Genomic DNA, 14,383 nt, shown 5'->3' on the forward strand with positions numbered 1-14,383 from the left:
GCGCCGATCCGGACACGACAGCGTGCCGGGCCACGGTCCTGCGGGCTCGGCAGACCGGCACGCCGGCTCACCCACCCTCACGGAGGCCATGGACGGAGCGGATGACTCAGCGGATTTTCGACGGGCACAATGATGCCCTCCTGCGCCTGTGGCAGAAGGACCGGACGGGCGAGCGCTTCCTCGGCACGAATGCGGACGGCCATCTCGACCTTCCGCGCGCCCGCCAAGGCGGGATGATGGGCGGCATCTTCGCCACCTTCGTGTGGGAGGAGCCGCAGCGCGCCAAGCCCGCGCCGCAAGGCAGCGTCGACGCGCCGCCCGCAGGCCTTGCCCAGCCCCGCGCGCTGGAGGTGACGCTCGCCGAACTCGCCATCGCCTTCCGCATCGAGCGCCGGTCCCGTGGTGCGGTGAAGATCTGCCGCACCCCGGCCGAGGTGGAGGCCGCGAACGAGGCCGGCGCTTTTGCCATGATGCTCCACATGGAGGGCGCCGAAGCCATCGGCCCGGACCTCGACGAGCTCGAGACCCTCTACGCCGCAGGTGTCCGCTCCCTCGGCCTGGTGTGGAGCCGCCCCACCGTGTTCGGCTACGGCGTCCCCTTCCGCTTCCCCTCCACGCCCGACATCGGCGAAGGGCTGACCGACCGCGGCATCGCCCTGGTGAAGGCGTGCAACGATCTCGGCGTGATGCTCGACATGAGCCACCTCAACGAGAAGGGCTTCTGGGACGTGGTGCGGCACTCGCGCGCGCCCATCGTCGCCACCCACTCCAACGCCCACGTTCTCTCTCCCGGCTCGCGCAACCTGACCGATGCGCAGATGGACGCCATCCGCGACAGCGAGGGCGTCGCCGGGCTGAACTTCGCCACCTTCATCCTGCGCGACGATGCCCGGCGCGACCCCGACACGCCGCTGGACGCGATGCGCCGGCACCTCGACCATATGCTCGAGAAACTCGGCCCGCGCGGCGTCGCGCTCGGCTCGGACTTCGACGGCGCGGTAATCCCGGCCGGCATCGGCGACGCGGCGGGCCTTCCTCGTCTGGTCGATCTGATGCAGCAGGCCGGGTATGGAGCCGACCTGATCGACGCCATCTGCTACCGCAATTGGATGGACATCTTGTCACGCACCCAGGCTCTCACCGCAGGAACCGCCGCCCCGCCCGCTCATTGACTCCCCGCCAACTAACGGGAGGCAATCAATCATGCATACGATCCCAGCAGATGCATGGGTCATGGTCGGCGACGGCGAGAAGGCGCTGTTCCTGAAAAACGGCAGCGACGACGCGCATCCGAACCTCTCGGTCGTGCGCGAGATGGCGCATGACAATCCGCCGACGCGCGAGCAAGGGACGGACACGCCCGGCCGCCGTGCCGACAACGGCATCGGCCACAAGAGCGCGGTGGAGGAGACCGACTGGCACCGTCTGGAGAAGGAGCGCTTCGCCAAGGAGATCGCCGAGCGGCTCTACAAGGCCGCGCACAGGGGCGAATATCAGAAGCTGATCATCGCCGCACCGCCGCAGGTGCTGGGCGAGCTTCGGAAAAACCTTCACAAAGAGGTGGAGGAACGTCTGGTCTTCGACGTGCCGAAGGCACTGACGAACCACCCGATCGACGAGATCGAGAAGGCGCTGATCAACGCCTGACACCTGAAGGCCAGGAAGCACGAGGGGCGGCCGCAGGCCCGCCCCTTTTTTCATGGGCCCGCGAGCCACCGCCACGCCAGGACGTGGTAGAGCGCGCCCGGGCGAGCGCCCCGCGCAATCACCACCTCGGTCCGCCGCGGGGCCAGCGCGGGATGCTCCACCGTCACCGTCAGCCGGTGGGCGCGCCCGGTGGCGGCCTGATCCCCCGCCGCCGGCAGCAGCGCGCCGAGTTCAGCGGCATCGCGCGCGTCGGCGCGACGGGCGATCACCGCGTCGATCGCGGCCGGGCTCGCCCCCGGAAGCGTGGCGAGGACGGCCCGCGGCGCCGTCAGCAGATCGACACCCCCGCCGGGATTGAACACCGTGACATAAGGGTCCAGCGCCGCGAGCGCGTCCGGACCGACGCCCCCCAGCGAGCCGAGTGCCGCCACGTTTTGGACAGCGGGCGGGCGGGGCGCCGCGTCGCTGGCGGACGCTGCGGCCTGTTGGCGGCGCGCTTCGATGGCGGCCGCGAAGGCCTCGCCCGACCCGCCCAGAGAAAGCCCCCGCCACAGCGCCGCGAGGACCTCCGGCGCGGCGGCGTTGAGGTCGATCCGCGCCGCCTCGGGGATGGCGGTGATGCTGGCGGTGCCGTTGTCGAAGACGATGCGCTGACCGTTTACCTCCGCCAGACCAAGGTTCAGGCCATAGAGCTGAAAGGCGGCGAGGTTCACGGCGGCGTCCGCCATCGCATCGGCCGCCAGGATGTCGGCGCCGAGGCGGACACTGCCGGCCGCCCCGCGCGCCGCCAGGGACGCTGCCGCGACGATCCCCGCCATCAACGCCAGGACCACAAGAACCGCGACAAGTACGAAGCCGGCATCTCCGCGTCCCGGCGGGCAAGTGGCGTGCGGGCGGGCGGCGTGCGAGGGGGCGGCGCGCGGGCGGGTGGCGCGCGAGGGGGCGGCGTCCAGGCGGGCGGCGCGCGGGGGGGTCATCGGGGGACCTCTGGAGCGGGTCGCTCGGCGCAGGCGATGTCCGCATCCGGTGCGGCGGCGCATCCCGGATCCGCGCTCGCCCTCAGCGCCACGCGGTCGACGAGACCGCCGAACTCCACGAGAACCGCGTCCGGCACACGCGGGCCGCTGGGCCATGTGTCGGCGAGGAATTCGGCTCCCCCCGGCGCGGCCCGTCCCGCGAAACGGAAGCGCACCGGCTGACGCGCGATCATGGAAGGCGCGGTCCCTGCGGCGGCGTCCGTGAGCGCGCTCGTGGCCCGCAGGAGGCCGCCGTTCGAGGCCTGCAGCGTTACCCTCACGATCCCGCCGGGGGCGGCGGCAGCGAAGGTCACACGGTCGGCCGCGCCGTCGAAGATCGTCAGCCCGTCCGCCCCGCGTAACGGGAGCGCGGCGGCCAAGTCGCGCCGGAGCGCGATCGCCAGACGCCCGTCCCGCTCCATGCGCTGCGCACGGACCGCGGCGTGGTCGGATGCGGCCGCCATCAGCGAGAGCAGCGAGGCGAGGCCGAGAAGGATGAGCCCGCTGAGGAGAAGCGTCGCCAGCGCCTCCACCATGAGGAAGCCGCCCGCCCGGTCCCGCCGTCCATTCCGGGATCGCTCGGCATGCGGCGGTCGGCCGATCCGCTCGCGTGCCGGCAGACACCGGCCGACACAGCGCGGCCCGCGTGCTGCGGCGTCGTACGACTCCGAAACGGGCCGCCTCATGGACGGTCCGCCACCAGCCGCACCGTCTCCACGGTGACGGGCGCTGCCGCCCCGGCCGATACGGTCAGGCGCACCCGGACCGGCGACCAGGTGACGCTGTCCGCACCCTCACCGACACGGGCGGGAGCGAAGGCCAGCGGCTCGAAACGCATCGTCCAGCGGTGCGGGCCGGCGGTGCCGGAGCGCGGCGCCAACGCGGCACCCGGCGGCAATGGCGTGTCGAGCAGCGTACGGGCGACGCGCTCGGCGGAGGCGACCTCCGCGGCACGCGCCACCGTACCCGTGGCGGCGACGATGCCGCGCTGGATGGCGATGCCGACCGCGGCCAGCACCGCAAGCGCGACGAGCACCTCCACCAGGGTGAACCCGTCCACCCCGCACGCCCTGCGCCTCGTCACGGGACGACCTCGACCGCCTCGGTAAAAGCGCGCACGGCGATGGTGACGGACCGATCCCCGAAGAGGAGGCGCAGGGTGCCCGCCTCAGCCGCCCCGCCCGGCCCGAAGACGATGCGCCCGCTTTGCGCGGCGAGGCTCGCGGTGACGCCGGGTGCGAGGGCCAGCGTTCCGGCCCCACCGACTGTGGACCCGCTTTGCCCGTCCGCTCTCGCCACCAGCGCGTCCCCGGCCGGGTTCAGGCTGACGGCGACCGGCAAACCCGTGCGCTCGGCGACGTCGCGCGCCGCCTTCAGGTGGGCCGCCGCCCTCTGCGCTTCCGCGTCGAGCGTCATGCGGCCGCGCGCAGGTCCGGCCCAGGGCAGCACCAGCGCCGCCACCAACGCCACGAGCACCAGCGCCAGCATCGCCTCCACCAGCGCAAAGCCCGCGGTGCCGCGGCGCGCTGCCGCCACCGCCCCCGCGCCGTTCAGCCGCCGCAGACCGGTGGCAGTGGGGAGCGGCGGAGGGATGTCGGCGCGGTGCCGCGGGGTCATCGCGGGGCGATGTCGTCGCCGCCGCTGGCCCGCCCGTCCGGCCCATGGGAGACGATGGTGTAGCTCTGCGGCCCCTCGGCGGCGTAGGCATAGGCGTTGCCCCAGGGGTCCAGCGGAACGGTATTTTGTTGCAGGTAGGGACCGTTCCAACGCGCGAGCCCGCCCGGGCGCTGCACAAGCGCGCCCAGCCCTTCGGCGGCACTCGGATAGCGGCCGACGTCGATGAAATAGAGGTCCAGCGCAGCGCCCAGCGACTGGATCTGCAACGCCGCGGCCCGCTCGCGCGAGGAGGACAGGTAGCCGAGCACCCGCGGTGCCACCAGCCCCATCACCAGCGCCAGAATGACGAGAACGACGAGTAGCTCCACCAGCGTGAAGCCGGCCGAACGATCCCGCCGCGGCGCGCGCCCGGCGGGGCGAGCAAGGGAGCGGCACGGGGTAGGAATGCGGGTACGGAGACGAGAAGGGTTCATGACGCCCACTATAGGAGAAGATCGTTGATGCCGATGAGGGCGGACATCACCGAGATGATGACCCAGGCGATGAGGAGGCTCACGAGGATCATCAGCGCCGGTCCCAGCACCGCCGTCAGCCGGCCGAGCGCCGCCTCCAGCTTCACCTCGTAGAAGGCCGCGACACGGGCGGCGGCGGGGCCGAGCTCGCCCGCCTCCTCGCCGATCCGCAGCATCTGCACCACGTGGGGCGACATCAGCCCCGCCTCGGTCAGCGCGTCCGACAGGCGCCGCCCCTGGCGCACCTCGGCGGTGACCGCATCCACCTGCCGTGCCGCGCCCGGACGGCGCATCACCCCGCGGATCAGCCTGAGCGCGGTGGAAATGTCGACCCCGTTGCCGGTGAGGACGGCGAGCGTGCGGCAGAAGGCCATCGCCTCGGCATGCGCCACGATCGGCCGGGTCACCGGGAGCCGCGCGGCAAGGCCGATCCAAAGGCCCCGCCCGCCGCCGATCCGCCCGGCCAGAAGCGCCGCTGCCAGCACCAGCGTAAGACCGGAGCCGATGAGGTCGGCATGGGCGCGCACCGCTGCCGACAGGTCGAAGACGAGGAGCGCCGACCCCGTCATCTGGCCGCGGAACCCGGCGATGGCGGTCTCGAACTGGGGGATCACGTAGAGCAGCACGAAGGCGAGCACACCGAGCGCCGCCACCACCAGGAAGGCCGGATAGGCGACCGCCGACGAAACCTTGCGCCGCAGCGCCTCGGCACGGGTGCGCTCGGCGGCGAGGCCGGTCAGCGCCTCCTCCAGTCGCCCGGCGGCCTCGGCCACCTCCACCGTCTTGGCGTAGACGGGCGGGAAGGCCTTGGGGTGCCGGGCCAGCGCTTCGGACAGGCTCTTGCCGGCGGTGATGTCGGCGAGGATGGCCGCGATCAGCGCGCGCAGCCAACGCCGCGGCTCCAGCTCGGCGAGGATCCGCAGCGCGTCGGCGAGCGTGACGCCGCCCTTCAGCAGCATCGCAAGGTCGGTGGTGAAGGTGGTGACGGGGGCGGCGCCGGGGTCCGGGGCGAGGAGGTCACGCAGGGTGCGGCGCGTCGCGGCCCGTCGCGCCTCCAGCGGGGTGAGGCCGGCACGGCGCACGGCCTCCAGCGCCTCGCCCGCGGACCCCGCCTCGATGGAGCCGCCCGCGAGGTTGCCTGCCGCGTCGATCGCCCGGTAGTCGAACCGCGCCATTGCCTCTCCTTCGGGCTCCCTCGTTCCGGGCGCCGGGCCTTACCAGAGCGCCGCCGTGCCGCCGCCGGGCAGGCACCATAAAGCAAAGGCCGCCGGGGCGAGGAAGGCGCCCAGCGGCAGCTTCGTCTCGGCCGTCACGTCCCGCCCGGCAAGGCGCAACGCCCCGGCGAAGGCGAGCCCCGCCATGCTTGCCGCGAGGAGCGCCAACGCGAACCCCTCTACCCCAAGGAGGAGGCCCAGCACGCCGGCAAGTTTCACGTCGCCGAACCCCAGAGCGTCCACCCCGCGGCGGCGGTAGAACATCTCACGCACCAGCCACAGCGCCGCGGCGGGCGCGACGATGCCGAGCGCCATCTGCCACAGCGGCACACCCGCATCCCACGCCGCGGCTCCGGCGATGCCGGCGAGCGGCGCCAGTGCGAGGTCCGGGATGGTGAAACTGCGCGCGTCCTCAACGGTGACCCAGGCGAGGAGGCCGAACACGGCGCCGCCGATCGCCCACGGCGCGGCGCCCGGTACGGCCGACAGCATCACGGCCGTCCAAAGGCCCGCCCCTGCCGCCGCGGCGGTCGGCGCCGCGATGCCGTGATCGCCCGGCAGAGCCGTCAATTCTTCTTCGCGACCGGCGCGTCGCGGCCGGACAGGATCGGCATGCGCATCCGCAATTCCTCGGCGACCGACTGCGCATCGTTGCCGGAGCGGATCACCACAGGGCGGATCAGCACCACGAGCTCGGTGCGCTGCGACCCCTTCGAGGTGTCCGAGAAGAGCTTGCCGACCCCCGGAACGTCCTTCAGCACCGGGATCCCCTGATCGCCCGACTCCCGCCGCGCCGAGATCATTCCCGCGAGCAGCACCGTCTGCCCGTTGGCGACCGAGATGGCGCTGTTGACCCGGCGGCGCGAGAAGGTCGGCGTCAGGCTGCCGGCGTCCGAGGCGACGGCGGAAATCTCCTGGCTCACCTTCATCGTCACCATGTCGTTGTCACCTATGCGCGGCGTCACCTCCAGGATGATGCCGGTGTCGCGGAACTCCACCTGATTGACGATCGGCGAGTCCACGTTCTCCACGCTCTGCGCCTGTCGCACGGTGACGGGCACCGAATCGCCCACCTGGAGCGAGGCCGTCTCGTTCTCCACCACGACCAGAGAGGGCGAGGAGAGGACCTCGACGTCGGTGATCGCGTCGAGCGCGGAGATGATGACGTCGGGATTTGCGTCGGAGCCGACGACGAAGTTGAAGCCGGGGATCTGCTTTTGCAGAGTGTTGGCGACTTCGGTGAAGAGCGAGGCGGAGCCGACGTCGCGGTCGAGGCCCACGCTCCTGCTCTTCACGAAGTACTGAACGCCGAATTCGAGCTGATCGGTGAGGCGCACTTCGGCGATCGTGACGTTGATCGCCACCTGCACCGGAGTCGCGTCGAGCGCCTTCAAGGTGGCGAGGATCTTCTCGTAGGTGGCGCCGTCAGCGTAGACGACCACCGCGTTGTTGGCGACGTCGGCGCTGACCTTGATGGGGCTGTCCGGGTTGCCGGTGGTGAGGTCGATGTCGGTCGCCACCTCCTCGCCCGTCAGCGCGGACGCGGCGTCGGCGAAGCGGTCGCGCAGCCCCGTGCTCTCGGCGGCGAAGGCACTCTCCACCGTGGCGCGTGCCCCACGTTCCGGCTGGCGCGAGGTCGTGGTGTCGGCGTTGAAGAGCCCGCCCACCACGCTCGCCAGCTCGGACGCATTGCGGTGCTTGGCGCGGTAGACGAAGACGTTCTCGGTGGTCTTGGCGTTGCCGATGTCGAGACGGCGGACCCAGGAGGAGGCGCGGCGCATCAGATCGCGGCTCTTGGTCACCGCCATCACCGCCTTCACCCGGTTGAGCGCTTTGAACTGGATCGCACCCGCCGCGACGTTCTCTTCCTCGCTGGCGAAGATGGTGTTGAGTTCGCTCACCACGTCCGCCGGCTTGGCCCGGCGCAGCTCGAAGATCGAGACGGATTGACCGCGCATCCAATCGGCGTCGAAGGATTGCACCGCCTCCACCACCTCGGCGCGCTTGCCGCTGGGTCCGCGCACGACGATGGCGTTCTCGGCCACGCTGATCGACAGGTTGTCGGTCGGCACCACGAAGCCTTGCAGGATGGTGGAGATCGTATCCACCGACACGTAGCGCAGCGGCACGATGGAGACGCCGTAGCCCGGCAGCTCCCGCCCGCGGTCGACCCGGCCGGGAGACGATCCGCTCGGCTCGACACGGTAGCCGGACGCGGTCTTGACCAGCGCATAGCCCTCCCCGTCGAGGAGGTTCTCCAGGATCGCGAGAAGCTCTTCGCGCCGCACCGGGCGCTCGGACGAGATCGTCACCGTGCCGGAGATGGTGCCGCTGGTGGTGTAATTTTCCTGCAGCGCATCGGCCAGGATGGAGCGCACGACCTGGGCGAGATCGGCATTGTCGAAGTTGAGGCGGAAGGTTTCGGCGGAGCCCAACGCCTGCGCCGCAGCCGACCCGCCGCGGGCGCCGCCGCCGGGGGCGTCGGTTCCGGCGGTTTCGGTGAAGGTCTGGGTGGTGCCGATGGTGCCGTCGAGCGGGACGAGGCCCTGGGCCGTGGCGGGCGCGACCTTCTTGGCCGAGCGGGCGCTGAGGTCGCCGAAGATAGGCTCGTTCTGGAACGCGCCGTTGATGGCGGCGGGGCCGCGCGCGCCGCATCCGGCGAGGGCGAGGACGACAACAGCCGCGGCCACAAGGCACACGACCGCCCGCAAATGTGCCGCACCCGCGCGCAAACTCACGCCACCCTCCTCCGCACGCGCCGGACCGGCGTTGGCGGACACTCCACATCGGCGGCACCGGGATAGACACCGCACTGGCCAACTCTTAGCGCAATAGTTATACGCGGTTCATGCACGAAAGGTGAATGGTGGCGGCTTCGGGCCGGACATTCGGTGCCGCGCGATGTATCTTGGCAACAAGGTGCGCTTATTCAGGGCGCGACACCAGGCAGGCCTTGGTCATATCTGTGTCGGACCCGTCCGGCGCGAAAACATCGACATGTCGCCACGGTATGACTTGGGCGTATCCATCGCCGGGCGCGCCAAGTGGAGCACGGCGGGAAGGAGGCGGCACCATGACGGACCACCCCGGCGGCCTCGGCCCGTCCCTCTCGCCCGCGCCGCCCTCACCCGCGTCTCCCTCGTCCGCGCCGCCCTCACCCGAGCATTCGCCCATGTCGCCAGCGACCGAGCCCGGCGCGCCACGGCCCTTGGTGTCCGCTGCCGCACCGTCCCGCACGATGAGCGGCGAGGCCGATCTCGCCGCGCTCCTCGCCAGCCACGGCGACCTCGAAACGGCCTGGCGGGCGGGTGCCGCCCCGGCGGACGCCATCGCCGAGGCCGCCGCCGCCGCCTCCGGCCTCGACTGCCGCGACATCGAGGGGCTCGGCGCGCTGCGCCCCGCCATCGCCAACCTGTCGCGCCGCTTCCTGCGCGAGGCCCACATCTGCCCCCTCGCCGACGGTGCCGGGGGCGGGCTGCTTCTGGTCGCCGACCCGTCGTCGAGCGACGCCATCAAAGCCGTGCGCATGGCGGCGGGCGAGGCTCTGCCGCTGGCGGTCGCCTCGTTCGAGGACATCGAGGTGCTGCTGGACGGGGCGGACGCCGCCGCACCGGCGCAAAGCCCCCCGCCCGCCGCCGTGGCGCCCGCCGCCGACCCGGCGCTGGTGCTGGAGGAGTCCATCGACACGCTGAAGGACCTCGCCCGCGGCGCCCCCGTGGTGCGGCTGGTCGACGGCCTGCTGGAGCGCGCGGTGGAGCTCGGCGCGACGGACATCCACGTCGAGACCGAGCGCGACCACCTGAAGGTGCGCCTCAGGGTGGACGGCCTGCTGCGCGCCGAACCGGCACTGCCGCGGGCGATGGCCCCGGCGGTGCTGTCACGCATCAAGATCCTCGCCGGGCTCGACATCGCCGAGCGGCGCCTGCCGCAGGACGGGCGGGCCAACGTGCGCATCGGCCAGGCGGAGGCGGATCTGCGCGTCGCCGTCATGCCCACCATGCACGGTGAGACGGCCGTGCTGCGCATCCTGCTGCGCGATACACGTCTGCTGGACCTGTCGCGCATCGGCATGGGGGCGGCGGACCGCGCGTCGGTGACGGACCTCATCGCCGAGCCGCACGGCATCCTCATCGTCACCGGCCCCACCGGCAGCGGGAAGACGACGACGCTCGCCACCATCATCGGCATGCTGAACGACCCGGCGCGCAAGATCGTGACGGTGGAGGACCCTGTCGAGTACCAGATCGCGGGCGTTCATCAGACCCAGGTGCGCCCGGCCATCGGCGTGACCTTCGCGAGCGCGCTGAGGGCCTTCCTGCGGCACGATCCCGACGTCATCATGGTGGGCGAGATGCGCGACGGTGAGACGGCGGCGATCGGCATCCAGGCCGCGCTGACGGGGCATCTGGTGCTGACGACGCTGCACACCAACAGCGCCGCCGACGCTGTGGTGCGGCTGGTGGACATGGGGGTGGCGCCCTACCTGATCGCGTCGACCCTGCGCGGTGTGGTCGGGCAGCGGCTGGTGCGGCGGCTGTGCCTGCGGTGCGCGGAGCCGGGCGAGGCGCTGGCCCCGGTGGCGGCATCGCTCGGCGTTCCGGGCGCCGTCCCGCCGGACGCGCGGGGGATGCGCGCGAAGGGCTGCGCGGCGTGCGGCCAGTCGGGCTATCGCGGGCGGGTCGGGATCTTCGAGGTCCTGGGCGTGACCCCGGCCATCGCCGGACTGGTGCGCGGAGTGCCGGACCCGGACGCGATCGGAGCGGCGGCGCGGGCGGCCGGCATGCGCTCCATGCTGGAGGACGGTCTCGCCAAGGTGGCGGACGGGATGACGACGGTGGACGAGGTCGTGCGCATCGCCGGCTGAGGCGGGCGATGCGGCGAGAGTGGATGTGTGAATGGTCAGTCTGACGGGTCGTCTCGTTGATGCCTTCGCGGAGGTGATTGCGCCGCTGGCCGTGCGCGGCGGCGGGGTGCGCCTCGTCGCGCGCGAGACGGCGGAGGGCTATGCGCTCGTGCGCGTGAAGGGCGGCCGCGCCGTGCCCGTGACGGCGGCCGAGGCGAAGGGCCATCGCGGCACCGTGGAGGTGCGGCTCGCACCGGACAAGGTGCTGACGCGCACCGTCTCCCTCCCCGCCGAGGGCCGCGAATTCGCTGAAGCGCTGTTGCGGCACCGGCTGGACAGGCTGACCCCGTGGGATCCGTCGCAGGTGGTGTTCGGCTACGCCGCCGCCGGTGCGCCGGGGGCGGATAGGCAGATGGAGGTCGCCTTCGCCGCCACCTCAGCCGCCACCGCCGCCGCGGCGGACAGAGCCATGGCGGACCTCGGGCTCACCGTGACCGCCCTCGGCGTCGACGATGGCGCGCCCGAGGCGCCTCTCCTCATCGACCTTCATGGCGGCGCCCGCGCCCCGTCGCATGCCGGGCTGAGGCGAGCGGTGGCGGTCTACAGCGCGCTCGCACTGGTGCTGACGGGCGCGGCTGCGGTGACGACGGAGGTGCTGCGCGGGGCCGAGGAGACCGCCCTCGCCACAGTCGAGCGTGACCTTGCGGGTCTGCGCAGGGCGCTGGTCGCCCGGACCGCGAGCGGCGGGGGGGACCGCGCCGCGGGGCTTCTCGCCGCGGCGGGCGAGACGTGGAGCGTCACCGTTCTGATCGATGCGCTGGCCGAGCGGCTGCCGGACGCCACGTACCTCACGGCGCTTCAGATCGAACCGGACAGTCTGCATCTCGCCGGTTTGACGAACGACGCCCCCGGCCTCGTCGCCCTGCTGGACGGCCTGGGCGGGGCTGACGGCACCACCGGCCTGACGGACGTGCGCTTCGGCGCCCCGGTCGTGCGAACCGACAGCGGCGCGGACCGGTTCGACATACTGGCCACACGACCCGCCCCCACCGCGGAGCCCCCCCAATGACGCCCGCCGCGCCCCGGCACCCCACCGGCGCCCCCACCACCGGAGGCGACCTCGTGCCCAGACGCGGCGCCGTCCGCCGCAGCGTCCTGCAGCGCTGCCGCGACCGCGACCCCACACACGTTCGTGCGCCGGGACGGGATCCCGTTCCTGTCCGCGGCCCCCGACTCGTCCCTGTGCCCGGACGCGACCCGGTTCCCTTCCACGACGCCACCCCGCCACACGACCCCGTCCTCGGACGAGGCTCCGTGTCCGTCGGCGGTTCCGCCCTTGGACATGCCCCAGTCCCCGAACGCGGATCCGCACCAGGACGCACCTCCCTGCACGACCGCGACCCCGTGCCTGGACACAATTCCGTGCCCGCATGCACCGCCTGCCCGGCCGCGAAGGCGTCCTCGGATATGTCTCCGTGCCTGGACGTGGGCCCGTACCCAGACACGACCCCGTGATGGGCAACAAACCCTTCCCTGGACGTGATGCCGTCCCCGCACGTGCCCCAATGCCCGGCCGGGGATCCGTCCTCGAGCATGCCCCTTTGCCTGAACGTGAGCCCATGCCCAGACACGAGCCGGTCGCTGGACGCGACCCCGTGGCCGGCAGCGACCCCGCCGACGGGCATGCCCCCATGCTCAGCCGACAACCCGTACGCGGCGGCGCGCCTCTCGAAGGCCGGACCACCGCCCCCCGCGCGCTGGCCTCCCGCGGCATGCGGATTGCGGCGACGGCGCTCTTCGTCGGCGGACCTCTCGCGTTTCTTTCCGTAGCGGCGGTCAATCTCGTCACGTTGGGAGAGACCCGCGCGGCGATCGAACGGCGGGCGGTCGAGATGGCACCCCTGCGGGCGCGCATCGGCCGGCTGGCCGGTCCGGGCGCGCCGGACGAGAGCGCGATCTACCTCCCCGGCGCCTCGCCCGCGCTGGCGGGGGCGGCACTGCAGGCCCGGCTCAGCGCGATATTGACCGCCAGCGGGGCCGCCATCGCCGCCTTCCAGCCGGAACCCGCCGAGGGGCCGGGCGACATCCGCCTCAGGGTGACGTTCGAGGCCAACAACGGGCAGATGCTGGACACGCTGACGGCGATCGAAACCACGCTGCCGCTTCTGAAAATCGACGCGCTGTCGATGACCGCTTCGCCCGTCGCCGGAGAGGCTACGCCCGGTGAGCCTCGCCTCCGGGTCGAACTTGTCGTTCGCGGTTTCCGTCCCGAGGATGCGGTATGATCAGATCCACCTGCTCCACGCTTCTCGTCGCCCCGATTGCGCTGCGTCCGATCCCGCTCCCCGCGTTTCGCCTTCCCGCGCCGCCTTCGGTCCTAAGCGGTTGCGTCGTGGTCGCTCTGGCCACGGTCACCCGCCTCACGCTCGCCATGTTCGCCTTCGCGATGCCAGCAGTCGCCGCTCCCGTAGTCGCCAGGGCCGCGTGTGCCGTTGCCCCCCAGCTCAAGCACGCGATGCATCTGCCCGCACTTGCCGTGGCCGCCCGCGGTCGCCTTATGGGCGGTCCGGTAGCGCTAATCGCCTCACGGCTCGGTTTGGTTCTGCTCGCGCGCGGTGGCTCCTGCGTGCGCGCCTTCGGTTTGCGTGCAATCTTTATCCTCGCCGCAACGCTGTTCGCCGCGGGGGGCGCTACGGCGCAGACGGGCGGCGACGTCGGCACGGCGGCGCATCCGCTGGCGGGTCGCGGGGCGGACCTCAGCGCCGCGGCCCGTGCGCGCCCCCTCTTCTCGCCGACGCGGCGGCCGCCCTCGGCCGCGCCGCGCCGCGTCGTGCTGCCGCCCGCGCCTGTCGAGGCCGAGCCGGAGCTCGTCCTCATCGGCGTGATGGAGCTCAGCGGCCGCGTCGTTGCCATTGTTGAGGATCTCGAGGAGGGAACGACCGTCTCGCTACAGCCGGGCGACATCGTCGGCCGCTGGACGGTGGAGGCGGTCGCAGCGGACAGCATCACCCTTTCGGACGGCGACCAGAGTGTGGCGCTGCAACTCTTCGATCCAGGCCGCCCACATGCCGACGCGCCCGACCCGGAGCCGGACAATCCGACCCCCTATCCGCGGCACGCCCTCTCCGACGTCTCCAGTGACACGCTGGTGAAAATCCTGCGCGGCGAGTTGAAGATCGAACGCTGACGCCCTCTCGGCACGCGGGGGCACGCCCGGCACCCACCGCGGGAGGCGGCACAACGGTCGGTTTTGCCCCACCATTTGCGGCGTCAGGCAATGGGCCGCTCCGTCGCCGCCGCCGACGCGCTTGCTTAGGCCCCCCGCCTCGGCGCCGCGGGATCGAGACTGCGCGGCGTGATCGAGGGACCGCGATGCAGGGCGCACAGCAGGCGTAGACGAGCCTCGATTAGAGCGCTTCGCGCTCAGAGTGAATCGGCAGGGGATTCCCGAATCAGCAGCATTCTGATTCAACATGGTGGCTGGCGGTGGAGGGCCAGCCACCATGCCCAAGTTGCTCTCTGGCGATCTTCGTC

At 72.1% G+C, this 14,383-nt stretch carries 14 protein-coding genes; 6 read left to right on the top strand and 8 right to left on the bottom strand.

Annotation, left to right across the window (positions count from 1 at the left end; genetic code table 11):
• Positions 1-101 precede the first annotated feature (101 nt).
• Together BIX52_RS13365 and BIX52_RS13370 are read left to right on the top strand one after the other, a co-directional pair.
• Positions 102-1,172: a dipeptidase gene (locus tag BIX52_RS13365; RefSeq protein WP_075221542.1), complete on the top strand. Its 1,071-nt coding sequence runs from the start codon at positions 102-104 to the stop codon at positions 1,170-1,172.
• Positions 1,173-1,203: 31 nt separating this feature from the next.
• Positions 1,204-1,647 (top strand): host attachment family protein, encoded by a 444-nt coding sequence (locus BIX52_RS13370; RefSeq protein ID WP_075221543.1) that lies wholly within the window; start codon positions 1,204-1,206, stop codon positions 1,645-1,647.
• A gap of 50 nt (positions 1,648-1,697) precedes the next feature.
• Here BIX52_RS13370 and BIX52_RS13375 read toward each other — a convergent pair whose 3' ends face one another.
• The 8 genes from BIX52_RS13375 to gspD form a co-directional block, all read right to left on the bottom strand.
• A complete protein-coding gene (locus BIX52_RS13375) occupies positions 1,698-2,624 on the bottom strand; it encodes a type II secretion system protein GspK (protein ID WP_139312770.1) in 927 nt (308 codons plus the stop codon).
• Positions 2,621-3,199, bottom strand: a complete 579-nt coding sequence (locus BIX52_RS22880) for a hypothetical protein (RefSeq protein WP_075221545.1) — start codon at positions 3,197-3,199, stop codon at positions 2,621-2,623. The genes BIX52_RS13375 and BIX52_RS22880 overlap by 4 nt, the downstream gene beginning before the upstream one ends.
• 146 nt (positions 3,200-3,345) lie before the next feature.
• On the bottom strand, positions 3,346-3,723 hold the full coding sequence (locus BIX52_RS13385) for a prepilin-type N-terminal cleavage/methylation domain-containing protein (RefSeq protein ID WP_075221546.1): 378 nt from the start codon (positions 3,721-3,723) through the stop codon (positions 3,346-3,348).
• 20 nt (positions 3,724-3,743) lie between these two features.
• Positions 3,744-4,280, bottom strand: a complete 537-nt coding sequence (locus tag BIX52_RS13390) for a GspH/FimT family pseudopilin (RefSeq protein WP_075221547.1) — start codon at positions 4,278-4,280, stop codon at positions 3,744-3,746.
• On the bottom strand, positions 4,277-4,753 hold the full coding sequence (gene gspG / locus BIX52_RS13395; RefSeq protein WP_075221611.1) for a type II secretion system major pseudopilin GspG: 477 nt from the start codon (positions 4,751-4,753) through the stop codon (positions 4,277-4,279). The genes BIX52_RS13390 and gspG overlap by 4 nt, the downstream gene beginning before the upstream one ends.
• An 8-nt stretch (positions 4,754-4,761) precedes the next feature.
• The gene (locus tag BIX52_RS13400) at positions 4,762-5,967 is read right to left on the bottom strand and encodes a type II secretion system F family protein (RefSeq protein WP_075221548.1); all 1,206 of its coding nucleotides are present in this window, start codon (positions 5,965-5,967) and stop codon (positions 4,762-4,764) included.
• A gap of 39 nt (positions 5,968-6,006) precedes the next feature.
• A complete protein-coding gene (locus BIX52_RS13405; RefSeq protein ID WP_205647820.1) occupies positions 6,007-6,576 on the bottom strand; it encodes a prepilin peptidase in 570 nt (189 codons plus the stop codon).
• The gene (gene gspD / locus BIX52_RS13410; RefSeq protein WP_157956257.1) at positions 6,573-8,696 is read right to left on the bottom strand and encodes a type II secretion system secretin GspD; all 2,124 of its coding nucleotides are present in this window, start codon (positions 8,694-8,696) and stop codon (positions 6,573-6,575) included. The genes BIX52_RS13405 and gspD overlap by 4 nt, the downstream gene beginning before the upstream one ends.
• A 383-nt stretch (positions 8,697-9,079) precedes the next feature.
• Here gspD and BIX52_RS13415 point away from each other — a divergent pair, with 383 nt between their 5' ends.
• The 4 genes from BIX52_RS13415 (at position 9,080) to BIX52_RS13430 (ending at position 14,036) form a co-directional block, all read left to right on the top strand.
• Positions 9,080-10,870 (top strand): GspE/PulE family protein, encoded by a 1,791-nt coding sequence (locus BIX52_RS13415; RefSeq protein ID WP_205647821.1) that lies wholly within the window; start codon positions 9,080-9,082, stop codon positions 10,868-10,870.
• 31 nt (positions 10,871-10,901) lie between these two features.
• Entirely contained in the window at positions 10,902-11,918 is a 1,017-nt protein-coding gene (locus BIX52_RS22885; protein ID WP_075221550.1) for a PilN domain-containing protein, read from the top strand.
• 550 nt (positions 11,919-12,468) lie between these two features.
• Entirely contained in the window at positions 12,469-13,134 is a 666-nt protein-coding gene (gene gspM / locus BIX52_RS13425; RefSeq protein ID WP_157956258.1) for a type II secretion system protein GspM, read from the top strand.
• Between the two features lie 107 nt (positions 13,135-13,241).
• The gene (locus BIX52_RS13430) at positions 13,242-14,036 is read left to right on the top strand and encodes a hypothetical protein (RefSeq protein ID WP_139312771.1); all 795 of its coding nucleotides are present in this window, start codon (positions 13,242-13,244) and stop codon (positions 14,034-14,036) included.
• The last annotated feature ends 347 nt before the right edge of the window (positions 14,037-14,383 follow it).

The organism is Acuticoccus yangtzensis, assembly GCF_001927245.1.
Taxonomy (GTDB): Bacteria; Pseudomonadota; Alphaproteobacteria; order Rhizobiales; family Amorphaceae; genus Acuticoccus; species Acuticoccus yangtzensis.